The organism is Enterococcus sp. DIV1083b (genome assembly GCF_051713705.1).
Classification (GTDB): Bacteria; Bacillota; Bacilli; order Lactobacillales; family Enterococcaceae; genus Enterococcus_D; species Enterococcus_D casseliflavus.
Genome location: NZ_JBIOQJ010000001.1, coordinates 1,639,571 through 1,666,156 on the forward strand (window position 1 = coordinate 1,639,571; position 26,586 = coordinate 1,666,156).

The following is a 26,586-nucleotide window of genomic DNA, read 5'->3' on the forward strand; positions in this document are numbered from 1 at the left end:
CACGCGTTTTTTTACGACGCGGATTTGAGAAAAGAGGATTATAATAATGGAAAATCAAAACAAAATACATCATTTTGTTGGAATCAAAGGTTCCGGTATGAGTTCATTGGCTTTGATTCTGCACGAAAAAGGCTACCAAGTACAAGGCTCTGATGTGGAAGAATATTTCTTCACTCAACGTGATCTAGAAAAAGCAGCGATCAAATTGTTGCCTTTCGATAAAGCAAACATTCAACCAGAAATGGTCATTATCCAAGGGAATGCTTTCCCTGACACCCACGAAGAAATCGTACGGGCAAAAGAACTTGGTTTAGAAGTTACTCGTTATCATGACTTTATTGGCCAATTCATTCAGCCCTATACGAGTATTGCGGTGACCGGTTCTCACGGGAAAACCAGTACGACAGGATTGCTTTCTCATGTCTTAAGCGGCATCCGTCCAACAAGTTTCTTGATTGGCGATGGGACTGGTCATGGGGAACCTGATGCGGAATTCTTTTCATTTGAAGCCTGTGAATACCGTCGTCATTTCTTAGCGTATTCACCGGATTATGCAATCATGACCAACATCGATTTTGATCACCCAGACTACTTCCACTCGATCGAGGATGTCTTCTCAGCCTTTCAATCGATGGCAAGTCAAGTGAAAAAAGGCATCTTTGCTTTTGGTGATGATGAATACTTGCGTAAACTTGAAGCCGATGTCCCAATCTACTATTACGGCGTCAACGATAACGACGATGTCCAAGCAAAAAATATTGAACGCACCACCCAAGGTTCAGAGTTCGACGTCTTTATCCATGGTGAAAATATTGGCCATTTTGTCTTGCCAGCGTTTGGTCAGCACAACATCAACAACGCATTAAGTGTGATCGCTGTGGCTTACAAAGAAGGATTGGATATGAAAGAAGTTGCAGCTGAGATGATTTCATTTCCTGGAGTGAAACGCCGCTTTAGCGAAAAAATCGTGGCGGATATGACGATCGTGGACGACTACGCCCACCATCCTGCAGAAATCAAAGCAACGATCGATGGCGCTCGTCAAAAATATCCAGAGAAAGAAATTATTGCTGTCTTCCAGCCACATACCTTTACCCGCACGATCGCTTTGATGGATGAATTTGCGGAAGCATTGGATCTTGCAGACCATGTCTATCTATGTGACATTTTTGGATCTGCTCGTGAATCACGAGGAGATGTTAAAATTGAAGATCTAGGCAAGAAAATTCAAAAAGGCGGAACTGTGATCAAAGAAGAGAACGTATCTCCGCTATTGGATCATCAAAATGCTGTCGTGATTTTCATGGGAGCAGGCGATGTGCAAAAATTTGAGACAGCCTATGAAAAACTATTAAGCAATACAACTCGTAACGTATTGTAATCAAAGACTCTTGTGGCGTGTTTGCTGCAAGAGTTTTTTACATCTGAAGTTTTTGCAAAAGCAGCACCGCGAACTTGCACTTTTGTCGGCATCTGATAGAATATACTCAGATGAAACTATTCTTTTTGGAGGAATTAAATTTTGAATATAGGGAAACCGCGAAAAATAGGAAAAAGTATTGAAGATATCGAGGAAGGCGATTCGTTATCCTTAACAGAATCGATCGAAGACAATCAACTGTTGTTATATTTAGGGCTGACTAATGATGCCAATCCTTTGTATATACAACATGACTACACGCAAAAAACTGAGTACCAGCGTCCCATCGTACCATCCATTATGTTGATGGGGATCATCACCAGTGCCGTATCGAAACATTTGCCTGGTTCTGGCTCTCATGTAGTCAATTTTTCGGTAAACTTTATTGAACCTGTATATCATTATGAAACGTTGACCTTTGAATTCGAAGTGATCAAAGTGGATAAAATGAAAGACGTGGTAACTATTTCGGTTGAAGCGATCAACACAGAAGATCATCGTATTTTAGATGCTGTGGTCATGGTCCAGCCGCCAAAAGCAGTAGCAGAAAATGAGGAGGAACAACAAGATGAATAATTTAAATAATGAAACCGTCCAAGCCCAAGGCTTAAATCGCTTTTATTCAAAAGTGTATTTATTCTTCGGCGTTGGGCTTGCGATCAGTGCGATCTCAGCCTATATATTTGGGGAAGTCTTTCAAGCGCAAACCCTGCAATTTATCAGCAACTTTCCGCTAGGATTTACCGGTCTTTGGATCTTACAGATCATTCTAGTTATTGTATTAGGGGTGAAGGCGCAGAAAAATCCGTCCTTGACCGTTGCTGGCTTTTTAGTCTATTCGCTCTTGAATGGATTGACCTTATCTGTGACACTGATGATCTATGACTTTGGATCGATCGTGGGAGCATTTGTTTCAGCAGCTGTCACTTTTGGTGTCATGTCAGCATTTGGGATCATGACCAAACGGGATCTAAGTGTAGTTGGTCGTATCGGCTATGGTCTGTTGCTCGGGATCATCATCTCGACGCTCTTGAATGTATTTATTTTACGCAGTCAACCGGTTGACTTTTTCTTATCGATCGTGACCGTCTTTGTCTTTATGGGGATCACCGCTTATGACAATCAGCAAATCCGCAATGTATACTTCGCAACGAATGGTGGCGCAAATACAGGAGTGGCCGTTTTCATGGCATTACAACTGTATTTGGACTTTATCAACTTATTCCTTGCGTTATTGCGAATCTTTGGAAAAAACAACTAAAAAAAGTGCGAGGAAACTCGCCTTTTTTTTTGTATAAAATGAGAGAGAAAACAAAGCAATTCATCGCTTTTGTGCCCGTTCTTTGATAGAATAAAGAGGAACTTTTTGAGAAAAGGAGTAATCAAATGCCAAAAAATAAATTACTACTCGTTGATGGAAATAGTGTGGCTTTTCGCGCGTTTTTTGCGTTGCATAATTCATTAGAACGGTTTAAAAATGCCAATGGGCTGCACACAAATGCCATCTATGCGTTTCATACTATGTTTGAAAATGTGATGGCAAAAGAACAGCCAACACATGTTTTAGTGGCTTTTGATGCTGGAAAAACCACCTTCAGGACAGCGATGTATGAAGACTATAAAGGCGGACGTTCAAAAACCCCTGGGGAATTTAAAGAACAAATGCCTTACATTCGCGAATTGATCAACGCGTTAGGTGTTCAATATTACGAATTAGATAATTACGAAGCCGATGATATTATTGGTACATTGGCGAATAAAGTCGACAAAGAGCTGTTTGATGTCGTCGTTTTATCTGGCGATCGCGATTTGACCCAGCTGGCAACGGAGCACGTGAAAGTTGACATTACGGTCAAAGGAGTTAGCGAAATTGAAAGTTATACGCCCGCTCATGTGGCTGAAAAATATGACGGCCTAACGCCCTTACAAATCATCGACATGAAAGGACTAGCCGGCGATGCTTCCGATAATATTCCTGGTGTCACCAAAATTGGTGAGAAGACAGCCATCAAGCTATTGAAGGAATATGGCTCCGTTGAGGGGATCTATGAACACATCGATGAAATGAAAAAAAGCAAGATGAAAGAAAACCTGATCAATGACCGTGAGATCGCCTTTCTTTCAAAACAATTAGCAACCATCGATGTGGATGCGCCCATTGAGGTCGATGTCGACAAACTGAAATATGAAGGCAAAGATTTAGAGAAATTGGTGCCATTCTACCAAGAAATGAACTTTAATAGCTTCTTAGAGAAGTTGCAGATTACAGCTGAACCAGTTGAGATGGAAGACATTTTGTTTTCGGTCGTTGAAGAAGTAACAGAAGATATGTTCCAAGGAGACACAGCATTGTATGTCGAGATGATGGGGGATAACTATCATTTGGAAGACATCGTCGGTGTTGCTTGGGGCAATCAAGAAAAAATTTATGTCAGCAATCGTGAAGAATTGTTTGAAAGTCCAGTCTTTACCAATTGGTTAAAAGACGAGGAGCGTAAAAAATTCGTCTATGATGCCAAACGCACGTATGTGGCATTAAACCGATACACGACAGCACCAAAAGGAATCGCTTTTGATGTTTTATTGGCAGCTTATCTTTTAGACACGAATGATACGAATAATGACATCGCAGGTGTTGCCGCTCACTATGGCTATGATGCGATCCAATCGGATGAAGCGATTTATGGAAAAGGTGCGAAAAAAGGTCTGCCAGCGGATGAGGAAGACTTCTTTGCTCATTTAGCCCGTAAAGTAGCAGCGATTACGAACCTAACACCAAAGCTTACGGAAGAATTGGCAGCGAAGAATCAAACAGCGCTATTTGAAGAAATGGAATTGCCTTTATCAATGATTTTAGCTGATATGGAGATTACTGGAATCAAAGTTGATGCGTCTCGCTTGCATCAGATGAAGGGCGAATTTGCGCAACGGTTGCATGAAATTGAAGAAAAAATCTACGCCGAAGCTGGTGAAACCTTCAACTTAAACTCACCGAAACAACTGGGTGTGATCTTATTTGAAAAAATGGGCTTACCAGTCATCAAAAAAACCAAGACTGGCTATTCGACAGCCGTCGATGTGTTAGAACAACTAAAAGAGCAAGCACCGATCGTTGAAGACATTTTGACTTATCGTCAAATCGCTAAGATCCAATCAACCTATGTAGAAGGCTTATTAAAAGTGATCCAAGGGGATGGCAAAGTCCATACACGATATGTACAAACCTTGACTCAAACTGGTCGTTTAAGTTCTGTCGATCCGAACCTGCAAAACATTCCGATTCGTTTAGAAGAAGGTCGAAAGATCCGTGAAGCCTTTGTGCCACGAGAAGCTGATTGGGTGATCTATTCTTCTGACTACTCTCAAATCGAATTACGGGTATTGGCACATATTTCAGATGATACCCATTTGAAAGAAGCCTTTATCGAAGGTCAAGATATTCACTCAAGCACAGCGATGCGAGTCTTTGGTATCGAAAAAGCAGAAGATGTGACACCAAATATGCGTCGTCAAGCCAAAGCGGTCAACTTTGGTATCGTTTATGGTATTTCCGATTATGGCTTATCCCAGAATCTAGGAATCACCAGAAAAGCCGCCCAACAATACATTGATACGTATTTTGAAAAATATCCTGGTGTGAAAACGTATATGGAGGATGTGGTTCGTGAGGCGAAGGACAAAGGGTACGTTGAAACCTTGTATCATCGCCGTCGTTACCTACCTGATATCAATTCGCGCAATTTCAATATTCGGACTTTTGCTGAAAGAACCGCCATCAATACACCGATCCAAGGCAGTGCGGCGGATATCTTAAAGATTGCCATGATCGATTTGGCGAAACGTTTGAAAGAAGAAAAATTAGCAGCAACGATGCTGCTGCAAGTACACGATGAACTAGTCTTTGAAGTACCTGAATCTGAATTGCCTCGTCTTGACGCTTTAGTGAAAGAAGTGATGGAGCAAGCCGTTGCATTGCATGTCCCTTTACTGACAGACAGCAATTGGGGCAAAACATGGTACGATGCAAAATAAATGAGGTGAACAGAGGTGCCTGAATTACCAGAAGTTGAAACGGTCCGCAAAGGACTTGAAAAACTTGTTTTAAATAAAACGATCGAATCGGTCGAGATCCTTTGGCCGCGAATCATCGAAAGTCCTGAAGTGCCGATCTTTTCGGCACTGTTGAAAGGGCAACGTTTTGAAAAATTTGAACGACGTGGAAAATTTTTGATTTTTAAATTGACAGATTATGATCTGATCTCTCATCTACGAATGGAAGGCAAGTACGAGTATTTTGAGTCAGACCCGATTGTCGATAAACATACACATGTCATTTTCCATTTTACAGATGGCAGTCAGTTAAATTACCATGATGTAAGAAAATTTGGTCGTATGACTTTAGTGGATAAAGACCAAAGCGCAGCCTATAAAGGCATCATGCAATTAGGTCCTGAGCCTAAGCCTGAATTGTTTTTATTGGAAGCATTTGAGCAAGGCTTAAAGCGGTCTAAAAAAGCCATCAAACCCCTTTTGTTAGATCAAAAACTTGTGACTGGTTTGGGCAATATTTATGTAGATGAGGCGCTATGGCAAGCGAAGATCCATCCTGAACAACCAGCAGATTCGCTCACCCCAGCAGAAGCCAACGTGTTGCATCAAGCGATCATCGATGTCTTGGAACGCGCCGTTGAAGCAGGGGGGACAACCATTCGGACCTATCTCAATGCATTGGGCGAAGCAGGAAAATTCCAAATGTCATTAAATGTCTATGGCCAAACGGGCAATCCTTGCGGGCGATGCGGGACACCAATCGTCAAGACCAAGGTTGCCCAACGGGGGACGCACTTTTGTCCTCAGTGCCAAAAATTGCATGTGAGGTCCAGCAAATGAGTTTTGTCTTAGGGGTCACTGGCGGGATCGCCACTGGGAAAAGTACCGCAGTCGCGCATTTTCGCTCACTGGGCTTACCGATTATTGATGCCGATATCATCGCCAGAGAAGTCGTTGAACCGAATACGGAGGGCTTGCAGGCGGTGACACAAGCCTTTGGTCCGCAGATTTTGACCGATGACGGACACCTGGATCGGCAAACCCTCGGTGCCCTGATATTTAATGATCCAGAAAAACGTCGCTTGCTGAATCAGACGCTGTCGCCATTTATTCGACAAGAGATTTTGTCTCAGATCGAAGAAAAAAGGCAGCAAGTGCCCTTGTTGATCGTTGACATTCCTTTGCTTTATGAAGCCGACTACGACCAATACATGGATCAAACCGCAGTCGTTTATGTGCCAGAAGCGCTTCAAAAAGAGCGGTTGATGGCACGTAATCAACTGAGTGAGCAAGAAGCGCAACAACGAATCGACAGTCAGCTTTCCATTGAGAAAAAGAAACAACGGGCAGATATTGTCTTTGATAATCAAGGAACGATCGCCCAACTCAATCAGCAGATCGATGATTGGTTAGCATCCTTAAACAAATAGATAAGACAGCAGGTTCCCTTCAGTAAAAGGGAACCTGCTATTTTATCTTTCAATAGCAAACCTACCCCTATCATTTCCAAAAACAACTGGCGCTGAAACATGTCGGAAACTGTTTGGTTTGGAAAGTAAGACGATCGTGTATGAATGGTTAAATATCAAAGTACCAGCCCTGATTTATTTTGGGGTCACGATCACGCGATTGCTGGAAAAGGGGTGAAGAATGATCGGCTGATCATAAAAAGAGGTGAGAACCTCCTCAGTAAAAATCGTCTCTCGTTGACCAGCGGCGTGGACTTTGCCGTTTTTTAACATCAGCAAATGAGTGAAAATCGGTAGTAGCTCTTCCGTATGATGGGTAACGTAAAGAAGAGTCGGCGTATTCGGCAGCTGTGAAAAAGCCTGCAGACGGGTTAGCAGTTCTTCTCGCGCAAATAAATCAAGGCCCGTACAAGGTTCGTCCAAAATGAGGATCTCTGGTTGTGCCATCATGGCACGTGCGATCATGACAAATTGTTTTTCCCCTTGCGAAAGGACATGATAGGAACGATGGATCAGATGCGACAAACCTAAGTCAGCCAAAAGCTCTTTTGCTTGGATCAGCTGCTCTTCTTCGTAGGACGCATAAAGACCAATACTGGAATAAAGCCCCGAAAGAACGATTTCTTCGGCAAGATCGCGACCATAAAACTTGCTTTGCAGCGCTGAACTGACCCAACCAATGCGCCGTTGAAGATCGGGCACAGACGTTTTTCCGTAACGCTCACCTAAGACCGTTCGTTGACCAGAAGAAGGCCATAAGCTTCCCGTGATCATTTGGAGTAATAAACTTTTGCCAGCACCATTCAGCCCTAAAATCGCCCAATGCTCATTTTTTTTCACTTGCCAATTGATTGCTTTTAATAAATAGTTCTTGTCGCGAACGAAAGAAACCTGTTGGAAATCGAGGATTGTCATCTATTGTCGAACCTTAGACAGGTTCTTCACCTCCAGTTGTATGAATATTCAGAAAATAATCGCTCATATTATAGCATAAAGAAAAACATTTTGCTGACTGTTTGGTATCGCATTCATATCTTTTGTCAGAAAACAGAATGCTTGTTATGATGAAACTATACAGGAGGGATGATAACTATGGGTACTTTTAAAGATGAAAAAGATGTGATCGTTGGCAAAGCCAAAGAAAAAATCGGTGAGTGGACCAACAATGAAGAACTTGCCCACTCTGGGAAAGAACAAGCACAAGAAGGTCAAATCAAGAAAGAGCACGATCAAAAACGAGTCAATGAACTAGATGATCAAAATGCTGAGCGTGATGCCCGCAATGATCGAACCACCCCTGAAAATGTCAGCAGCGAAGAACTATTGCGAGCTGAAAATCCCGATGCAAATAAAATTTCTTCGAATGATCGACGGGATGCAGACCAGCTGAAGCATTACACAGGAATTGAAGATAAATTATAAACAAACATGGATGCCTTCGTCTTCTAGACGAGGCATTTTTTGTTAATGAGACCAAAGAGAGGTTGAAAGACAACCACCTACACAGTTGACAATTTCTCAACCTCTCATTATAATCCATTAAGATCGCGTGGAAAGAAGCAAAGAAATTGGGAGGTGGTCATCAAATGCTTATTTATGCATTGTGTACGACTGTCAAGAAAGTAGAACAGCCGCAATAGGAAACGGAAAATTAGAAAGAAGGCTTTTTTATGATCGAACCTTACCAATTTCATTCAATTAAACATCAAGTATACCAATTAGTACGAACGTATCAATCGGTCAATGATCCTCGAACGATCAAAACGGTTGAAACGATGACAAAAGACGCCATAGAACAATTTTTTCCTGAAGAAGAAACAGCACCACGAGAAATTTTAGCTGCTTTCTTTCAACCGGGGATGACGATCAGTCGCAGCAATGAGCTATTAACAGAGCTCAAAGAGTACGTCCGACCCTTTCAGGTACCGACAACAAAACAAATTGAAAAAATGTTTCGGAAAGTAAAAAAACTGAAAATACCTGATTTTGCTTCCGTTGATTTAAAAGAGACCACCTATCTTTCTTGGGATGATATCGGTAGTCAAAGTAAGTTTATGATCATTGCCACTGAGCAGGGCTTTACAGGACTTCACGGTCATGTCTCAACCGAGGTCAAGAAAGGAATCTGTCCCTTGTGTCAGCATGAAGGGAATGTCTCGATGTTTCTTTCTCTGACGAAAAGCAATGGCGATGGAACGTATACCAAACGGGGGAACTATATTTGTCGTGATAGCCAACGGTGCAATCAGCAGATGGAACAGCCAGCAAATTTGCATGACTTTGTTTCTTTGCTGCAAATGAAAGATAAATAACGAAATGAAACGGCAGAAAGATTTCTGCCGTTTTTTCAAATTCAAAAAAACAGTAGTTATAACATTATTTAAATTTTGTAATAAATGAACAGAATAAACCACTTTGGCTATTGTACCAACGGATTTCATGTTATAATTAATCATAGAAACCGATGACTTTACGTAAATACGTAAGCGCATAAGAGAGAAAATGAGGTGGAACTATGCAATGTCCAAAATGTCATCATAACAATTCTAGGGTAGTTGATAGTCGACAAGCCGATGATGGACGTGTGATTCGCCGCCGTCGTGAATGCGAAAATTGCGGCTATCGCTTTACAACATTTGAACGTATCGAAGAGGCACCCCTACTTGTGATTAAGAAGAATGGTGCCCGTGAAGAATTCAATCGAGAAAAAATCCTACGGGGGTTGATTCGTTCTGCTGAAAAACGTCCAGTGACAATGGATCAGATGGAAACGATCGTCGATCATGTGGAAAGTCGTGTTCGTGCTCTTGGTGAAAATGAAATTTCTACAACACAGATTGGTGAGTATGTGATGGAGGATTTAGTTGATTTAGACGAGATCGCTTATATCCGTTTTGCCAGTGTCTATCGCCAGTTTAAAGACATGTCAGTTTTCTTGAAAGAACTACAAGACATCGTCGAAAAAGCGAAAGAACCACAAGAATAGAGGGGGACAACAAGTGGGCAATAGTTTACCGAATCAATCGTACAAAGTGTTCAAAAGCCGTCCACTTACAACGGAAGGGAAAGACGCCCTCATTTATTTGTATCAACCAATTATTGAAAGTGATGCTTTAGCGTTGTATTTGACACTCGCAAGCGATGTCCAAGCCCAAAGCTTTTCTGGCGAGGAGTCGATGACGGCCGTGCATCTCGATATCTTGAATGCCATGAATGCGGGAATGCCTCGCTTCATAAAAGCCAAGCAAAACTTAGAGGGCATCGGCTTGCTAAAGTCTTATGAGAAAGCAGATGCTCAAAACGGGAGCTCGTATCTGTATTGGTTGCAAGAACCGGTCCATCCAGCAGCGTTTTTTCAAGATGAATTGTATGTTTATCTGTTGTTGGAAAGAGTCGGAGAGCGTAAATTTAATCAGCTGGTCAAGTTGTATCAACCAAAGCAGTGTTCCTTGACCGATTATCAGGAAGTGACTCAATCCTTCTCAGCCGCCTATGGGTTAAATACCGCACGTTTTGCTTCCCATGAAGAAACGTTACAGGCAGTCAGTGATTCTTTTCAAGAAACCAAAGCGAACTTGGTGCTTGACGAAAAGCAGTTGGATTGGGACTTTCTTTTATATGAAGCGCAGCGTCGGTATATCCGTGCCGCTAATTTCACGCCAAGTTTTCGACAAAAGTTAGTTCTATACCATTCTTTATATGGCTATGATGTGTTGGAATTGTTGGATTTGATGGCGGACAATGTTTCTTTGACAACAGGCGAGGTCGACCAGAAGAAGCTGGAACAAGCTATCATGAAGAAATCACGGCAAACATTCACGAAAACATCAAAAAGAGAAGATCCCCAAGCGGAAAGTCAGTTGCGCCGCTTCAATACCTTAAAACAGAATGGTTTTTCAGAAAATGATGTCTTATTGATTCAAGAAAGTGAGAACAATGCACCGATCGCTTTTCTCAAGGCGATCAAAGCGGAGAAAAACAGTTTTATGACCGATTCAGAACAATGGCTGATCAAGAGCCTTGTCGAACGGTCACCATTGCCAAATAGTGTGATCAATGTTCTGGTTCATTATGTCTTGGTGGTCCAAAACAATGCCGCTTTGTCAGGGAATTATGTGAACAATATCGCCGCCCAGTGGTCAGAATTAAAAATTGGTACGGCAGAAGATGCCATCAAACATGTTCGGAGCCTTGTTCGAAGTGCCAAGGAAAAACGCAGCCGACCACAAACCAGCGGCAAAAAAATCATTCGCGAAGAAAAGCTGCCTTCTTGGGCTGAAAAACCAGTGGAAGAGACAGCATTAACGCCAGAGCGACAAGCAGAATTAGATAAAAAACTGCAAAACTACTTGCATAAGAAAGCTGGTGACAAGTAATGGAAGATGTAGGGAAAAACTTAGGAAAACTATTGGATAAACGCAATTACCGTGATCAGTTTTCAGCAATGATGGCAGAGGTTTTACAAGATCCTGATGTCAAAGCATTTATTGCCGAAAATGAAGAGGTATTGACCGAAGCAGATATTCAAAAAAGCTATGCGAAACTATATGAGTTCGTCCAAGAAAAGCGGAAATTCCGCATCAATGATCCATCCATGATCGCACCGGGCTATGAGCCGCGCTTAGCGTTAAATTTTCATTTTATTGACGTCACCTATGTACCAACGAAAGAACTACTGGCATATCAGAAACAAGAAGAGATCCGCAGTCGCATCAAAGCGATGGATATGCCTAAAGATATACAAGAAGCAAGTTTTGCAGATTATCAGCAAACGCCTGGCCGAATGGAGGCCATCGCAGCTGCCGTTGATTTTATTAGTGAGTTGACAGCCAATCCACAGGAGTTTCATAAAGGACTTTACTTTGTGGGGAGTTTTGGGATCGGAAAAACCTATCTGCTTGGCGCGATCGCCAGAGATTTAGCGGAGGCAGGCTACACGACGACATTGGTTCACTTCCCGACATTTGCAGTAGAGATGAAACAAGCAATCGGCAAAGATCAGGTGGGGGATAAGCTGAACGCAGTGAAAAAAGCCCCAATCTTAATGATGGACGATATCGGTGCGGATGCGATGAGTAGTTGGATTCGTGATGAAGTCTTCGGTGTGATTCTACAATACCGAATGCAAGAGCAACTCCCGACGTTCTTCACCTCGAATTTTACCATGCATGAGTTAGAGCAGCATCTTTCAGTAACGCAACGCGGCGAATCCGAACCATTGAAAGCCAAACGTATTATGGAGCGTATTCGTTACTTGACACAAGAAATCCAAATGACGGGCAAAAATCGACGAAATGATGCCTAAAAATGACCATTACTGGAGGAAGAAGATGATGAAAAAACAAGTGATTCTAGGCTTGTCCTTAGCAGCAGTGCTGCTGTTAACGGCTTGTGGCAGTCCCGAAAACAACAATGCATCAAGTGGCGATAACACGCCTTCTGAATCAAGTGAGAATACTAGTTCCGTTGCCAATAGTTCTTCAGAGAGCGAAACAGCGACGGTTTTTACTGGTATTATTCAAGAAGATGCCCGAGCAGGTTCAGATGATACCTTTCAATTATTTTTGAAAGACGTAGCGGCAGTTGAAGATGAGGATCAAGTCGTCCAAAGTTTTCAAAATGATGGGGTCATTCTCCATGTCCCTATCGAGGTCTATTCAGGAGAGATCGAGGAGTTAGTTGAAGGAGACAAAGTCCAAGTGTCGCTGCAAGGCGTCCCGATCATGACGATGTCGATCCCACCGCAAATTCCCGGTAACTCGATTCAAAAGGTTGAATTAGTGAACGATTAATGCAATGTGCGCCTTGGCAATGGCACCACAGTCAAGACGCACATTTTTTTCTATTTATGGAAAGCGTGTTATACTACGAAAGAAGGAGTGACAATATGAACGAACATGCATTATCGGATCGTTTGGCTTGCGTGGGCGAACAAATTCCCGACCAAGCACGTATCGCCGACATCGGCTCCGACCATGCTTATTTACCTGTGGCATTGATGCTGCAGAACAAAATCACTTATGCTGTAGCTGGAGAAGTCGTTCAAGGACCTTATGATTCTGCCAGTAAACAAGTACGTAAAAACGGGCTAACAGAGAAGATCGTGGTGCGCTTAGCAGACGGATTGGACGCTATTCAGCCAGCAGATAAGATCGACACGGTTGTTGTTGCTGGAATGGGGGGAACTTTGATTCGCTCTATTTTAGAAGAAGGCAGCAGAAAAAATCGCTTAGCGGGGGTCAAACGTTTGGTCTTACAACCGAATGTTGGCGAAAGGACCTTGCGGGAATGGCTCGTTGATCACAATTTTACGATCACTCATGAAGTGCTGTTAGAAGAAAATGACAAAAATTATGAAATCATCGTTGCGGAAACTGGAAAAGCGACGTACACGACCCAGCAATTATTTTTTGGTCCCTTTTTATTAAAAGAAAAAAATCCAGTTTTTTATAAAAAATGGCAGCATGAATTGAAGCAGCGTCAACGAGTGGTCAAAGAGTTAGAGAAAGCCAAAGAACCACCTGCTGAGAAAATGAATGAATTGAAAGAACAAATCGAATGGATCAAGGAGGTACTGGCATGATTTCTGGTCAAGAATTTATCAAACGCTTTGAAGCATACTGCCCGTTATGGTTGGCAGAAGAAGGCGATCCTGTTGGTCTGCATGTTGGTACATTAAACAAACCCCTCGAGCGAGTCATGATGACCCTTGATGTACGTCCAGAAGTGGTAACCGAAGCCATCGAGAAAAAGATCGACTTGATCATCGCGAAACATCCACCGATCTTTCGCCCTTTGAACCGCTTGCTGACCGATGATCCGCAACAAAAGATGTTGATGGATCTCGTCAAGCATGATATCGCCGTTTACGCCGCCCACACCAATATGGATATTATTGAAGACGGTTTGAACGATTGGTTTTGTGAACTGCTAGAAGTTGAACCAGATACGTACTTGAAGCAAACCCATCAAGTAAAAATGAAGAAACTAGCTGTATTTACACCTGTTGAATCGGCACCAGCATTGCGAAAGGCATTAGGAAAAGCTGGTGCTGGTCAGCAAGGCAATTACCAAAACACCAGCTATTCATTGATTGGCACCGGTCGCTTTACACCACAGCAAGCGGCGCATCCTGCCATCGGTGAGATCGGAAAAGAAGAACAGGTGCAAGAAGCGAAAATCGAAGTCATTTTTCCAGAAACGATCGAGAAAAAGGTCCTTTCGGCAATGATCGCTGCTCATCCTTACGAAGAGCCAGCTTATGATCTGTATGCCTTAGACAATTTGCCGAAGACCTATGGAATCGGACGGGTTGGCAACCTCGCTGAGCCTCTTTCCATTGATCAGTTTGTCGCACGTGTCAAAGAGCGGTTTGGTTTGACTGCTTTACGGGTTGTCAGTTTTCCTAATGCACCTGAAAAAATTCAGCGAATCGCCATTTGTGGCGGCAGTGGTCAATCGTTTTATTCCGATGCCTTACGCCATCAAGCGGATGTGTACATCACTGGCGATATCAGTTACCATTTCGCCCATGACATGCAAGCCAATGGGTTGATCGGGATCGATCCAGGGCACAACATCGAAAAGGAATGTATTCCTTGGTTTATTGAGAAATTCTATCAGTGGAAAGCAGAAGAGAACTGGGCTGTGACCTTTGTTCCTTCCACCACTTCAACAAATCCATTTGACTATAGATAGGAGAATCTTTTATGTACGAAAATTTATTGCCTCGCTTTTTAAAATATGTCAAAACAGAAACTCGCTCAGATGCGACAAGCACCACAACACCTTCCACCCAAACACAAGTCGCGTTTGCTAAAGAACTGCAAAAAGAACTTGAAGAACTAGGGTTAAGCGATGTTCATTACAATGAATCCAATGGTTTCGTGATCGCAACATTACCAAGTAACGTCGATCATGACGTGCGCTCCATCGGTTTTATCGCCCATATGGATACCGCCGATTTTAATGCAGAAAATGTTGATCCGCAGATCATCGAAAATTACGATGGCGAATCGACCATTAAATTAGATAAAGAAGGAAAATACACATTAAACACAAAAGATTTTCCGAATTTAAAAAATTATGCTGGCGAAACCTTGATCACTACTGATGGTACCACTTTATTAGGTTCTGATGATAAGTCAGGTATTGCAGAAATCATGACAGCCATGGAAATTTTACTGAAAAACCCAACGATCAAGCATGGGGAAATCAAAGTCGCATTTGGACCTGATGAAGAAATTGGTGTTGGTGCCGATAAATTCGATGTTGAAGATTTCAATGTTGATTTTGCCTATACAATGGATGGCGGTCCAGTAGGAGAATTGCAATACGAAACCTTCAATGCGGCGCAAGCTGAAATTACGATCCAAGGAAAGAATGTCCACCCTGGAACAGCTAAAGACACCATGATCAACGCCTTGCAACTAGCAGTCGATTTTCAAAATGCGCTACCTGCTGATGAAGTTCCTGAGAAAACCGAAGGGACAGAAGGGTTCTTCCATTTGATGAGCCTTAGTGGTTCAGTAGAAGAAGCGAAAATGGCATACATTATTCGAGATCATGACCGGAGTCGTTTCGAAGAAAGAAAAGCACAATTATTAGCGGTTCAAGAAAGCTTGAATGCCCGCTTTGATGAACCACGAGTGCACGTACATCTATATGATCAATACTACAACATGAAAGAAATCATCGAAAAAGATATGAGCATCATTGATTTAGCGAAAGATGCGATGAAAGCAGTTGGAATCACACCGATGACAGAACCTGTCCGTGGTGGGACCGATGGCTCGAAAATCTCCTATCTAGGGATTCCAACCCCGAATATCTTTGCTGGTGGAGAAAATATGCACGGACGTTATGAGTTCGTCTCACTACAATCAATGATGAAAGCGACCGATGTGATTGTGAAAATCGCCGAACTGAATGCGCAAGCATAGCAGCAGCTTCTTCATTGAAAGAAAAGAACAACTTTAGGGCTGGGAACTCTTCACGCAGGTCTTGCGTAAGGCCCGGCCTTTTATAAGGATGTGAATAGGATGAAAATTCTCGTATTATACAACGATACAGCGGGGAAAAGTGAAGCAAAAGAAACAGCAGAAAAATTCCAAGCCTATGTGAACGAACAAGGCGATGAGCATCAAGTGTTTTTACAAGCATCAAATCCCGATGTTGACCCTGAGGATGTTAAAGAGGCAGCCAAGAAACATGCGGTCGATACGATTGTTATTATTGGTGGGGATGGAACGATCCATCATGGGCTGCAAACATTCAAAGAAAAGCTGGATGAGCTGAAGATCGGGATCATTCCTGGAGGAACGGTAAATAACTTCGCTCGAATGTTAGGTATACCAGTCAAGCCAGAAGAAGCGTTTGAGAATATTTTAACAGGGGTTGAACGTCCGATCGATTATGGGATGGTCAATGATCAAGTAATGATCTCGACGATGACCATTGGTCTTTTGGCAGATACAGCAGCAGCAACTTCCCAAGAAGAAAAACAACAGTACGGTCCGTTGGCGTTTATGAAACGGTTCATTCATCTGTTGATCAAAAAGAAACAATACAAATTGGAAGTCATTGCTGACGAACGGAAATGGCAGGGGAAAAGTCAATTACTGACGATCGTTATGTCGAATTCAGCAGGTGGGTTTAAGAACTTTGATGAAGAAGCAAAACCTGACGATGGCTTGTTCCATGTTATTCTTTTGCCAAAATTGAACATTTTACGGTTTATTTTGTATTTGCCAAGAATTATTCGTGGTAGAATTGCCAAAGTACCAAGTGTTGAATATTTCACTGCCGCAAAGGTCTCGATCAAGGCGAAAGAAAAAACGGTTCATACTCGGACCGACGGCGATCCAACGGATGATCTGCCAATCGACATGAAAGTCATCAAGCACGGGTTGACGATGTTGGTACCTGAGGAAGCACAAGAATCAAAATAATGGTCCCTACGATCAATCATATGGAGGAAATGGATGGATGCACTGATTTACAATCCATTGTGGTTTTATTTAATTGCAGTCAATCTTTATCTTTTCTGTCTGATGGGTTATGATAAATATCAGGCAGTAAAACAAGGTTGGCGGGTTCCCGAAGCAAATCTCCTTTTTATGGGGGCGATTGGCGGCGGATTAGGCGGTTTGATCGCGCAACGCGTGTTTCGCCATAAAACAAGAAAGAAGAAGTTTTATTTCTTTTTTGCTTTCGGCACCGTTTTTGCTATCCTGCTGATGGTCTTTTTTGCATAAATTCGGTTTAACAAGCAAGGAGTTAATATGAAAACTAAAGTGAAGTTCGCCCTTAATTTACTTTTATTAGTAGGCATTCTGGGTGTGATGTATTTTTTTGTCCGTAACTCGATGATGGAAATTTTAGCGGGGCTAAGAGAGACCAGCTTTCTCGTCGTCTTACTGGTTATGGGGCTTGGCACATTGTACCTAGTGATTGAAGGACGAACGGTCAAAGAGATTGCTGTGACTTTCCAACCGGAATTCACCACCAAGGCGGGGTTTCTGACCGTCTGTTACAGTGGGTTTTACCGAATTGTGACCTTTGGCGCGGGCACCTTGATCTCAGAAGTGAATTTTTATCGTAAAAATGGCTTGCAGTTGTCGCAAGGGGTTGGGGTCACCACCTTACACATGGTGATGTATAAGTTTGCCATATTGACTTATGCGATCGCTGGGTTGATCATTCAATTCTCGCTATTTTATGACAATGCGCCGAATATGATTTGGGTGATATTGGCGGGGATCGTACTCGTCTTTTTGATCATTGCCGCTTTATTGGCACTTTCTGTCAGTATCAACATTCAAGTCTTTTTTGTGATCGTCAGCAATAAGCTATTCAAAAGTGCAGCGTTAAGAGGGATCGTTGACAAATGCAACACCCAGATCTATTCTTTGCGAGAAACGGTCAATGCGATCATTACCGACCGCACCGCTTTCTTACGCATCTATCTTTGGAATCTTTTGAAGATGCTGCCTTGGTACGTGATCCCTTATGTGATTCTTGTCGTGCAGCACCCAGAGATCGATTTCTTGTTGACGTTATCCTTCATCAGCTTTGCCGTCGTCTTGTCCGGGGTGATTCCAACACCGGCAGGGATCGGTTCCTTTGAATTTATTTATATGCTGCTTTTTGGTCCATTAGTCGGCACAGTCGATGCAGCATCTTCTATGCTGCTGTATCGCTTAGCGACATTCATTTGGCCCTTCATTATTGGTTTTGCATATGTAATGAAAGAAAAGCGCAAAGACATTAGCCAAGAGCTGACAGAGCTCAGAAAAGAAAAAGTGGAAAGTTAAAAAAACGCTTATCTTCGAGTAGAGGATAAGCGTTTTTTTTAGTCTTTCAAATCAATGATCCGATCAACAAAGGATTCATAGAATTCAGCTTCATGGGAAACGATCAGAACGGTTCCGGGAAAAGTTGCCAGGGTTTCTTCCAAATTGTTTTTCGTGTCTTGATCTATATGGTTGGTCGGTTCATCAAGAATCAAAAAGTTGCTTTTGATCAGCATCATTTCAGCTAACTTCACTTTTGTCTGCTCGCCACCACTTAATAATTTCAATTCCTCTTGAGCAAGCTGGCTAGGTAATCCCGCACGAGAAAGTTGTCGTCGCAATTCTTTGTTGGTTGCCTTTGGGAAAAGATCCTCGAGGTATTGCAGAGGCGTCTGTAATGGATACTCCCAGTCAAGATCTTGAGAAAAGTAATTAAACTTTGTATGCTGTGGGTAAGAAACGGTTCCTTCAATTGCAGGGATCACACCAAGTATTGTTTTGATCAACGTCGATTTACCGATCCCATTAAATCCCCGAATCGCAATTTTTTCGCCATAGCGGATCGTTAGGTTGATTGGCGATAGTAAAGGCTTTTGGTCATAACCGATCACTAGATTGGTCGTCTCTAATGCCAAGGTCGTAACGATCGGTGCCAAATCAAATCCTAGATGCGGTTTAGGGACATCTTGGGGTGGGGTCAAACGTTCGATTTTTGCCAATTGTTTTTCACGACTCTTTGCCATTGTTGAACGAGAACCAGCTTTGTATTTACGAATATAGCTTTCGGTTTTCTTGATATGCTCTTGTTGTGCTTCGTATTGCTTCATATAACTTTCATTTTGCAGCGTTTTTAGCTTTAATGCTTTGTCTAAATTCCCCGTATACTTAGAAAGCTTGCCAAATTCGATATCAATGATATGGGTCGTGATTTCATTCAAGAATTGACGATCATGAGAAACGACTAAGTAGGTACCAGTAAAGTCCTGTAAAAACTCAACCAGCCATTTGATATGCTCATCATCTAAGTGGTTGGTCGGTTCATCTAAAATCAGCATGTCGGGTTTTTCTAGCAGCATTTTTGCTAAGATCAGTTTTGAGCGTTGACCACCACTTAAGGAAGCGAGGGGGGTATCCATGCCGAGAACCGAAATACCTAATCCTTCTGCTAAATCATCGATCAATGTATCCATTTGATAGAAATTTCCTTGATCCAATTGATTTTGCAATTCGCCGGCTTTTTCTAAAAGCTTATCGTCAAGACTTTCGCCATAAGCAGTATAAAGATCTGCGATCTGTTGTTCTTTTTCGAAGTCTTCTGCAAAGGCAGAGCGCAAAAAATCACGGATCGATTGCGTTTCATCAACATTGACGTATTGATCCAAATAGCCCATTTTCAAATTTTTCGGAAATTGAACAAAGCCATCGTCTGGGAGAATTTCTCCTGTAATGATTTTGATTAAAGTACTTTTGCCAGCGCCGTTTCGTCCAATCAAACCGACTTTTTCCCCACGGTTGATTTGAACGGAAACATCTTCGTAAAGCAATTTGTCGCCAAATTGTTGGCTAATATTCGTTAATGTTAACATCGTTTCCTCCATATAAAAAAGCTGTAAACAGTAGACGTTACAGCTAAGTAGATAATCTTACTGAATAACTATCGCCAAAGAGCGATCAAAAGGATCAGGAAAATCAATAGTTCCTGACCAATCAGGACCTAGCATACCATTGCGGCTTCCTATCTGTCAATTTTCATGAAAGAATACTGAAAAAAATCTTGATCTTCGAGGGAAATCTTTTGACCATTACTGACCAATATTGTATAATACAAGAGTAGAAAAAAGGATGCTGCTTGCAGCGTACTTATTTTTCTGACTACCATTTTGGGAGGGAAAAGTATGAACCCAGAAAAAATGACGACTACCTTACAGAGTGCCATCGCGGAAGCACAGCAGATTGCCATGACGCGTCACCACCAAGAAATCGATATTCCGCATTTATGGAAGATTTTATTGCAAGCCAATCAATTCGGCCGCAATTTTTATACGGATACAGGCCTTGATGTCGATGCATTTGAAAAGGAAGTCGACCAGCTACTAGATGAACTGCCTTCGGTTGAAGGAGGAAATGTTCGTTATGGTCAATCCATGAGTCAAAATCTGTTTCATCTTTTGTCTGAGGCAGATCAATTAAAAAATGAATTTCAAGACGAGTATCTTTCCACAGAAATCGTCCTTTATGCGTTGATGAAATTGAAAAATCATCCATTGACGGTGTATTTAAAGAAACAAGGAATCACCGCGAAAGAAATCAAGCAAACGATCGAAACATTAAGAGGAGGGGATCGTGTGACCTCACAAAATCAAGAAGAACAATACAAAGCATTAGAAAAATACGGCGTTGACTTGGTCCAACAAGTCCGCAGCGGAAAAATGGACCCCATTATCGGACGAGACGAAGAAATTCGCGACGTGATTCGCATCCTTTCTCGGAAAACAAAAAACAATCCCGTTTTGATTGGTGAACCGGGGGTTGGTAAAACAGCCATTGTTGAAGGATTGGCTCAACGGATCGTGCGAAAAGACGTCCCAGAAAACCTAAAAGACAAAACGATCTTTTCTCTGGATATGGGTGCCTTGATCGCAGGTGCCAAGTTCCGAGGTGAATTTGAAGAGCGTTTGAAAGCCGTCTTACAAGAAGTGAAAAAAGCCGATGGACGGATCATTCTCTTTATTGATGAGATCCACAATATTGTAGGTGCTGGTAAGACGGAAGGCAGCATGGATGCTGGAAACTTACTAAAACCAATGCTGGCACGGGGAGAATTGCATACGATTGGCGCAACCACCCTTGATGAATACCGTCAATACATGGAAAAGGACAAAGCCTTGGAACGTCGTTTCCAAAAAGTGCTGGTACAGGAACCAACCGTTCAAGATACGATTTCGATTTTACGTGGCTTGAAAGAACGGTTCGAGATCCATCATGGCGTCAATATCCATGACAATGCGCTTGTTGCTGCTGCGACCTTATCTGATCGGTATATCACGGACCGCTTTTTACCAGACAAAGCCATCGATTTGATCGACGAAGCAAGTGCCACGATTCGGGTGGAAATGAATTCGATGCCTACCGAGCTCGATCAGGTCACTCGACGGTTGATGCAACTGGAGATCGAGGAAGCCGCACTGAAAAAAGAATCCGATGATGCATCGAAAAAACGTTTAGGCATTTTACAAGAAGAATTGGCGGAATTGCGTGAAGAAGTCAATACCATGAAAATGCAGTGGGAAACGGAAAAAGAAGAAGTCAATGCAGTTTCCAATAAACGGGCAGAGATCGATAAAGCCAAGCATGAGTTGGAAGATGCTGAAAATAACTATGATTTGGAACGGGCAGCTGTTCTTCGTCATGGGACGATTCCCCAACTGGAAAAAGAACTCGCTGAATTGGAAGAAAAAAACCAAGACGAAGGCATTCGGATGGTTCAAGAGTCAGTGACAGAAAATGAGATCGCCTTAGTCGTGGGCCGTTTGACAGGAATCCCTGTTGCGAAATTAGTGGAGGGCGAACGAGAAAAACTGTTGAAATTAAACGAGACCTTGCATCAACGAGTGATCGGACAAGATGAGGCAGTCGATGCCGTCAGTGACGCAGTCATTCGTTCCCGAGCTGGTCTGCAAGATCCAAATCGACCATTAGGTTCCTTCTTGTTCTTAGGACCGACCGGCGTCGGTAAGACCGAATTAGCGAAAGCGTTAGCGGTCAACCTCTTTGACTCTGAAGAGCATATGGTTCGGATCGATATGAGCGAATACATGGAAAAACATTCGGTGTCTCGTTTGGTCGGTGCCCCTCCAGGCTATGTTGGATTTGAAGAAGGTGGACAATTGACTGAAGCCGTTCGACGCAATCCATACACGATCGTCTTATTGGATGAGATCGAAAAAGCCCATCCAGATGTCTTCAATATCTTATTGCAAGTGCTTGATGATGGCCGTTTGACAGACTCAAAAGGACGCGTCGTTGATTTCAAAAATACCGTCTTGATCATGACTAGCAATATCGGCTCTCAAGTCTTGCTAGATGGTGTAACGGCAGAAGGAACGATCCCAGAAACTGTCGCAGAAACTGTCCGTAATCTCTTGAGAGGGCATTTCAAACCAGAATTCTTAAATCGGATCGACGATACGATTTTATTCACACCGCTTAGTCTAAACGATGTGACAGGCATCGTCGACAAGATCATCGCACAGCTTTCACAACGACTGGAAGTCCAAGATATACTGTTGACGATCACTGAAGAAGCCAAACGCTGGATCGCTGAAAATGCTTATGAGCCAGCGTATGGTGCGCGTCCTCTCCGTCGGTTTATCACGAGAGAAGTCGAAACCCCATTGGCAAAAGAAATCGTTGCTGGCAGAGTCTTACCAAAGACCCAAGTCACCATCGAATTATTGAACGATCAGCTGGTTTTTGAAAATACGCCAATGACCGAATAATAAAAAGAGAACAAATGAATAAATACAAAACGATGGTTGCCATTTCATTGGCAGCCATCGTTTTTTTGTCGCTCAACATAAGACAAAAAAGTTCTCCTTGCTTGTTGTTTGGAGGAAATTCGCACTTCGATTATACTGTTCTTATGGAGTAGGAGAGGAATGAAAAGATGAATACTTTTTTTGAAACGTTGAATGAGCGAAAAGGGGAATTGCTGACAGCTGTCTTTGAACATTTATCATTGTCGATCATTGCGCTGCTCGTGGCGATCGTTATTGCTGTTCCTTTAGCTATTTGGCTGGTTAATCATAAACGGGCAGCGGAAGTCGGCCTACAAATAACGAGTGTGTTGCAGACGATTCCATCACTGGCACTGTTAGGTTTATTGATTCCATTCGTGGGGATCGGAACGCCACCTGCATTGATCGCATTAGTTATTTATGCATTATTGCCGATCTTTCAAAATACCTATATTGGCCTTTCGGAGATCGATCCATCAATCGAAGAAGCTGCTGCGGCATTTGGTATGTCTCGGATGCGCCGATTGATCAAAGTCGAGTTGCCGATTGCTTTGCCTGTCATAATTTCTGGGATTCGCACGGCGCTGGTCTTGATCATCGGAACAGCGACCTTGGCCGCTTTGATTGGCGCTGGCGGGTTAGGTTCCTTTATTTTGTTAGGGATCGATCGAAATGCGCCTGAGTTAACGTTAATTGGTGCGATCGGGTCTGCCTTGTTGGCGATTGTTTTCAGTACCCTGATCCGTTACCTGCAACATTTAAAACCGCGCTATACCTTGATCACGTTGGCAGCAATCATCTTGCTGATTGGTGGGGTTTCCTTCTCACAAAGCGGATTTTTTGCTCCCAAAACCATTACGATCGCAGGGAAACTAGGGTCTGAACCTGATATCTTGATCAACATGTACAAAGAATTGATTGAACAAGAAGACCCTGATGCCCAAGTTGAACTAGAGCCAAATTTTGGAAAAACCTCTTTCTTATTCAGCGCATTGGACAATGGTCAAGTTGATATATATCCAGAGTTTACTGGTACCGTGTTGGAGAGCTTAGTTGAGGTACCAGAAAAGCTTGCGAGTCAAAACCTTGACTCCGACGAAACCTATACCGAAGCAGTCAATCTATTGAAGGATCAGTTTGAGATGACCTTGCTTCAGCCGATGGCGTATCAAAATACCTATGCGTTGGCTGTCAAAAAAGAATTTGCTGAGGAAAATGGACTAACCACGATCTCTGATTTGAAGAAAATCGAAAATCAAATCAAAGCTGGCTTCACTCTCGAATTCATTGATCGGACGGACGGATATGCGGGGATCCAAGAACTTTATGGGCTAGATTTTCCAAGTGTCCAAAGTATGGAACCAGCATTGCGTTACCAAGCCATCAATAATGGTGATATCAATCTACTGGATGCCTATTCCACGGACAGTGAATTGCGTCAATATGGCTTAGTTATTCTAGAAGACGATCAGGAACTATTTCCACCTTATCAAGGAGCGCCTTTGATGAAAGAAGCCTTTGCCAAGGAACATCCAGAAGTCGTCCGTGCATTGGAAAAGTTGGCAGGGAAAATCACCGAAGAACAAATGAGTGAAATGAATTATCAGGTCAATGTCGAAGGAAAAAATCCAGCAGAAGTCGCACGTACCTTCCTGATAGACGAAGGATTAATTAAGGAGGGACAAGAATGACACCAATTATTGAATTTAAAAACGTCAGTAAAAAGTTTGATCAAAAACTAGTGATCGATCAATTAGATCTGAGTATCAATAAAGGAGAAATCTTTGTTTTGGTCGGTCCTTCTGGGAGTGGGAAAACGACGACTTTGAAGATGATCAACGCCTTGTCAGAACCGACAGATGGTGATATTTACTTCAAAGAAAAACGCATCAAAGAATACAATATTCAAAAGATGCGTTGGCAAATGGGGTATGTTCTCCAACAAATCGCTCTGTTTCCGACGATGGATGTCAAACAAAATATTGAAGTGATCCCAGAGATGTTAGGGTGGTCAAAAAAAGATCGCTCAGAAGCCGTGGATCGTTTGCTGACACAGGTCAAACTTGACCCAGAGCAGTACCGTCATCGAATGCCGAAAGAATTGTCTGGTGGGGAACAGCAACGGATCGGGATCTTGCGCGCGTTAGCTGCCAATCCCGAAATCATTCTGATGGACGAACCCTTTAGTGCCCTTGATCCAATTTCTCGTAATTCTTTACAGGAGCTAGTCCTCGATCTGCACAAAGAGCTTGGGACGACGATTATTTTTGTCACGCATAACATGAAAGAAGCGGTAAAACTAGGGACGCGCATCGCTGTGATGAATCAAGGGAAGATCGTTCAATGCGATACACCAGAAGTCATCGTTTCACAACCGAAGACCGCTTTTGTGAAAAGCTTCTTTGAAGAAACCGGGGAAGATGAAGCAAAACTGGTCACAGCAGGAGATTTGATACGGATGAACTTTTTCAGCAATGATATCAATCAAGCTGACCCGAAAATTGCAGCATCTGCGCCATTAAATGAGTTGTATACTTTATTTGCGAGTCATGAGACGGTGGTGATCGAAGAAAATCACCAACTGATAGGGAGTCTACGTCGAAAAGATGTGTTTGCTTTCTTGAGTCGTGATCGAACGTAAACGATTCTTTTCGCAACGAGAAATATCATAAATTTTTTAAAATCGATGATTTCTCTTGCTCAAAGCAAATATTCCACGTAAGATTGAGGAAGATATCTTTTGTCAAAATGGCAGAACAAGCTTTCGCTGATGACAAAAGATGCAGTAAAGGAGCGAAAGAGCAGCTATGGTAAAAATTCTCAAAGAAAATTGGTTACTGCTTTTCTTTATCGTCGCCGTGGTTCTCATCCGTCTGTTTGTCCTGACCCCTGTTCAAGTCAGTGGCCATTCTATGGACCCGACGTTGGCAGATAAACAGCGTTTGATTGCATCAAAAATCTCCTCCTATGACCGACAAGACATCGTGATATGTGTTGAACCAGATGATCCAAGTAAAATCGCTGTCAAGCGGTTGATTGGTTTACCCGGTGATACCATCGAGATGAAAGATGATGTCCTAACGATCAATGGAGAAGTATACGAAGAACCCTATTTAGATGAGTTTAAAGAGAAATTTGCAGACGATCAATTACAAGACGAATATTCTTATCGCGAAATGTTTCAGCAAATCGCCGCTGGTGCGGAACACTTTACCGACGATTTTACGGTAACTGTTCCTGAAGGCAGTTATTTTGTGATGGGAGACAATCGTTTGATCTCTAGAGACAGTCGCAGTTTCGGGGTTGTAACAGAAGATCAAATGGAAGGGAAAGTGCTGCTGCGCTTTTGGCCATTGAATCAAATCAAACTATTTTAATCAAAAGAAAAAACATTCTTGCCAGTGCAGCGAAAACGCCGCAACTGGCAAGAATGTTTTTTAGATGACCCAAGCGACAAATGCAACCATTGAAAAGAACATTGTCCAAACCGCAATAATAGCTGATGCAATAAAAATAATTTTGATTGATAAAGGTTGGACAAATTTTCGGGCATCTTTAGAGAACGCGTAGGTGATCGATGAAAAAATCAAGCAGCATAAAATAAAAAACACTGTTAGAACCATAAGCCTCTCCTTTACTGACGCAACGTCAAATGAATAATGTAATTATAACAGACCATGGTTTTTTGGGGAAATAAAAATGATTAAACGAGGGAATTTTTTTGTAGTTGTAATCGTTTTATAGGGAAGTGTAAGAAAGGTCAAACCTTGATAGAAAGCGAATCTATAAAAATAAGATGTGTTATTTAAGTATTTTTATAAATTTTTCTTTATGGA

At 42.4% G+C, this 26,586-nt stretch carries 25 protein-coding genes; 22 read left to right on the forward strand and 3 right to left on the reverse strand.

The features are described from left to right. Positions 1-46 precede the first annotated feature (46 nt). From murC to coaE, 6 genes are all read left to right on the forward strand, one after another. Positions 47-1,381: a UDP-N-acetylmuramate--L-alanine ligase gene (gene murC, locus IGI69_RS07520; RefSeq protein ID WP_005225995.1), complete on the forward strand. Its 1,335-nt coding sequence runs from the start codon at positions 47-49 to the stop codon at positions 1,379-1,381. Between the two features lie 141 nt (positions 1,382-1,522). Further along, a complete protein-coding gene (locus IGI69_RS07525; RefSeq protein ID WP_438740266.1) occupies positions 1,523-1,996 on the forward strand; it encodes a MaoC family dehydratase in 474 nt (157 codons plus the stop codon). Further along, positions 1,989-2,681 carry a Bax inhibitor-1/YccA family protein gene (locus IGI69_RS07530; RefSeq protein WP_005231333.1) on the forward strand — a complete coding sequence of 231 codons (693 nt, stop codon included), beginning with the start codon at positions 1,989-1,991 and terminating at the stop codon, positions 2,679-2,681. Before IGI69_RS07525 ends, IGI69_RS07530 begins: the two co-directional genes overlap by 8 nt. Positions 2,682-2,806: 125 nt before the next feature. Continuing rightward, positions 2,807-5,452, forward strand: coding sequence for a DNA polymerase I (gene polA / locus IGI69_RS07535; protein ID WP_005225998.1), 2,646 nt, complete (start codon positions 2,807-2,809; stop codon positions 5,450-5,452). Positions 5,453-5,467: 15 nt separating this feature from the next. Beyond that, entirely contained in the window at positions 5,468-6,310 is an 843-nt protein-coding gene (gene mutM / locus IGI69_RS07540; RefSeq protein ID WP_060792046.1) for a DNA-formamidopyrimidine glycosylase, read from the forward strand. Beyond that, positions 6,307-6,900 (forward strand): dephospho-CoA kinase, encoded by a 594-nt coding sequence (gene coaE, locus IGI69_RS07545; protein ID WP_015509632.1) that lies wholly within the window; start codon positions 6,307-6,309, stop codon positions 6,898-6,900. Before mutM ends, coaE begins: the two co-directional genes overlap by 4 nt. 174 nt (positions 6,901-7,074) lie before the next feature. On the opposite strand, the gene IGI69_RS07550 is transcribed toward coaE, so the two are convergent. Further along, positions 7,075-7,854, reverse strand: coding sequence for an ABC transporter ATP-binding protein (locus tag IGI69_RS07550; protein WP_438740270.1), 780 nt, complete (start codon positions 7,852-7,854; stop codon positions 7,075-7,077). 168 nt (positions 7,855-8,022) lie between these two features. Between IGI69_RS07550 and IGI69_RS07555 the strand changes: the two genes are divergently transcribed. The 12 genes from IGI69_RS07555 (at position 8,023) to IGI69_RS07610 (ending at position 18,254) form a co-directional block, all read left to right on the forward strand. Beyond that, a complete protein-coding gene (locus tag IGI69_RS07555; protein ID WP_438740272.1) occupies positions 8,023-8,361 on the forward strand; it encodes a CsbD family protein in 339 nt (112 codons plus the stop codon). Positions 8,362-8,609: 248 nt separating this feature from the next. Beyond that, the gene (locus IGI69_RS07560; protein WP_015509634.1) at positions 8,610-9,251 is read left to right on the forward strand and encodes a FusB/FusC family EF-G-binding protein; all 642 of its coding nucleotides are present in this window, start codon (positions 8,610-8,612) and stop codon (positions 9,249-9,251) included. A 203-nt stretch (positions 9,252-9,454) separates the two neighbouring features. Continuing rightward, on the forward strand, positions 9,455-9,925 hold the full coding sequence (gene nrdR / locus IGI69_RS07565) for a transcriptional regulator NrdR (protein WP_005226004.1): 471 nt from the start codon (positions 9,455-9,457) through the stop codon (positions 9,923-9,925). A 13-nt stretch (positions 9,926-9,938) separates the two neighbouring features. Then, positions 9,939-11,315: a replication initiation and membrane attachment family protein gene (locus tag IGI69_RS07570; RefSeq protein ID WP_438740274.1), complete on the forward strand. Its 1,377-nt coding sequence runs from the start codon at positions 9,939-9,941 to the stop codon at positions 11,313-11,315. Beyond that, positions 11,315-12,244: a primosomal protein DnaI gene (gene dnaI / locus IGI69_RS07575; RefSeq protein ID WP_005226006.1), complete on the forward strand. Its 930-nt coding sequence runs from the start codon at positions 11,315-11,317 to the stop codon at positions 12,242-12,244. Before IGI69_RS07570 ends, dnaI begins: the two co-directional genes overlap by 1 nt. 25 nt (positions 12,245-12,269) lie before the next feature. Next, a complete protein-coding gene (locus tag IGI69_RS07580; protein ID WP_309421243.1) occupies positions 12,270-12,731 on the forward strand; it encodes a hypothetical protein in 462 nt (153 codons plus the stop codon). Between the two features lie 95 nt (positions 12,732-12,826). Beyond that, the gene (locus IGI69_RS07585) at positions 12,827-13,522 is read left to right on the forward strand and encodes a tRNA (adenine(22)-N(1))-methyltransferase (protein ID WP_086295301.1); all 696 of its coding nucleotides are present in this window, start codon (positions 12,827-12,829) and stop codon (positions 13,520-13,522) included. Next, positions 13,519-14,637, forward strand: coding sequence for a Nif3-like dinuclear metal center hexameric protein (locus tag IGI69_RS07590; protein WP_438740277.1), 1,119 nt, complete (start codon positions 13,519-13,521; stop codon positions 14,635-14,637). Before IGI69_RS07585 ends, IGI69_RS07590 begins: the two co-directional genes overlap by 4 nt. A gap of 11 nt (positions 14,638-14,648) precedes the next feature. Then, a complete protein-coding gene (pepT, locus tag IGI69_RS07595) occupies positions 14,649-15,881 on the forward strand; it encodes a peptidase T (protein WP_005226010.1) in 1,233 nt (410 codons plus the stop codon). A 99-nt stretch (positions 15,882-15,980) separates the two neighbouring features. Further along, on the forward strand, positions 15,981-16,889 hold the full coding sequence (locus IGI69_RS07600; protein WP_438740280.1) for a diacylglycerol/lipid kinase family protein: 909 nt from the start codon (positions 15,981-15,983) through the stop codon (positions 16,887-16,889). 33 nt (positions 16,890-16,922) lie between these two features. Continuing rightward, complete coding sequence (locus IGI69_RS07605; protein WP_010748207.1) at positions 16,923-17,195, forward strand: DUF1294 domain-containing protein; 273 nt, start codon at positions 16,923-16,925, stop codon at positions 17,193-17,195. A gap of 27 nt (positions 17,196-17,222) precedes the next feature. Further along, positions 17,223-18,254: a lysylphosphatidylglycerol synthase transmembrane domain-containing protein gene (locus IGI69_RS07610; protein WP_074535939.1), complete on the forward strand. Its 1,032-nt coding sequence runs from the start codon at positions 17,223-17,225 to the stop codon at positions 18,252-18,254. 38 nt (positions 18,255-18,292) lie between these two features. Here IGI69_RS07610 and IGI69_RS07615 read toward each other — a convergent pair whose 3' ends face one another. After that, the gene (locus IGI69_RS07615) at positions 18,293-19,819 is read right to left on the reverse strand and encodes an ABC-F family ATP-binding cassette domain-containing protein (RefSeq protein WP_081117045.1); all 1,527 of its coding nucleotides are present in this window, start codon (positions 19,817-19,819) and stop codon (positions 18,293-18,295) included. 309 nt (positions 19,820-20,128) lie between these two features. On the opposite strand from IGI69_RS07615, the gene clpB reads away from it, so the two are divergent. The 4 genes from clpB to lepB all read left to right on the forward strand — a co-directional run bounded on the left by clpB (position 20,129) and on the right by lepB (position 26,127). Then, positions 20,129-22,732, forward strand: a complete 2,604-nt coding sequence (gene clpB / locus IGI69_RS07620; protein WP_086295306.1) for an ATP-dependent chaperone ClpB — start codon at positions 20,129-20,131, stop codon at positions 22,730-22,732. A 167-nt stretch (positions 22,733-22,899) separates the two neighbouring features. Next, entirely contained in the window at positions 22,900-24,441 is a 1,542-nt protein-coding gene (locus IGI69_RS07625) for an ABC transporter permease/substrate-binding protein (RefSeq protein WP_221693052.1), read from the forward strand. Further along, positions 24,438-25,391: an ABC transporter ATP-binding protein gene (locus IGI69_RS07630; protein ID WP_086295310.1), complete on the forward strand. Its 954-nt coding sequence runs from the start codon at positions 24,438-24,440 to the stop codon at positions 25,389-25,391. The genes IGI69_RS07625 and IGI69_RS07630 overlap by 4 nt, the downstream gene beginning before the upstream one ends. A gap of 166 nt (positions 25,392-25,557) precedes the next feature. Then, positions 25,558-26,127: a signal peptidase I gene (lepB, locus tag IGI69_RS07635; RefSeq protein ID WP_060792036.1), complete on the forward strand. Its 570-nt coding sequence runs from the start codon at positions 25,558-25,560 to the stop codon at positions 26,125-26,127. 60 nt (positions 26,128-26,187) lie between these two features. On the opposite strand, the gene IGI69_RS07640 is transcribed toward lepB, so the two are convergent. Further along, the gene (locus IGI69_RS07640; RefSeq protein WP_005226019.1) at positions 26,188-26,373 is read right to left on the reverse strand and encodes a hypothetical protein; all 186 of its coding nucleotides are present in this window, start codon (positions 26,371-26,373) and stop codon (positions 26,188-26,190) included. Positions 26,374-26,586 lie beyond the last annotated feature (213 nt).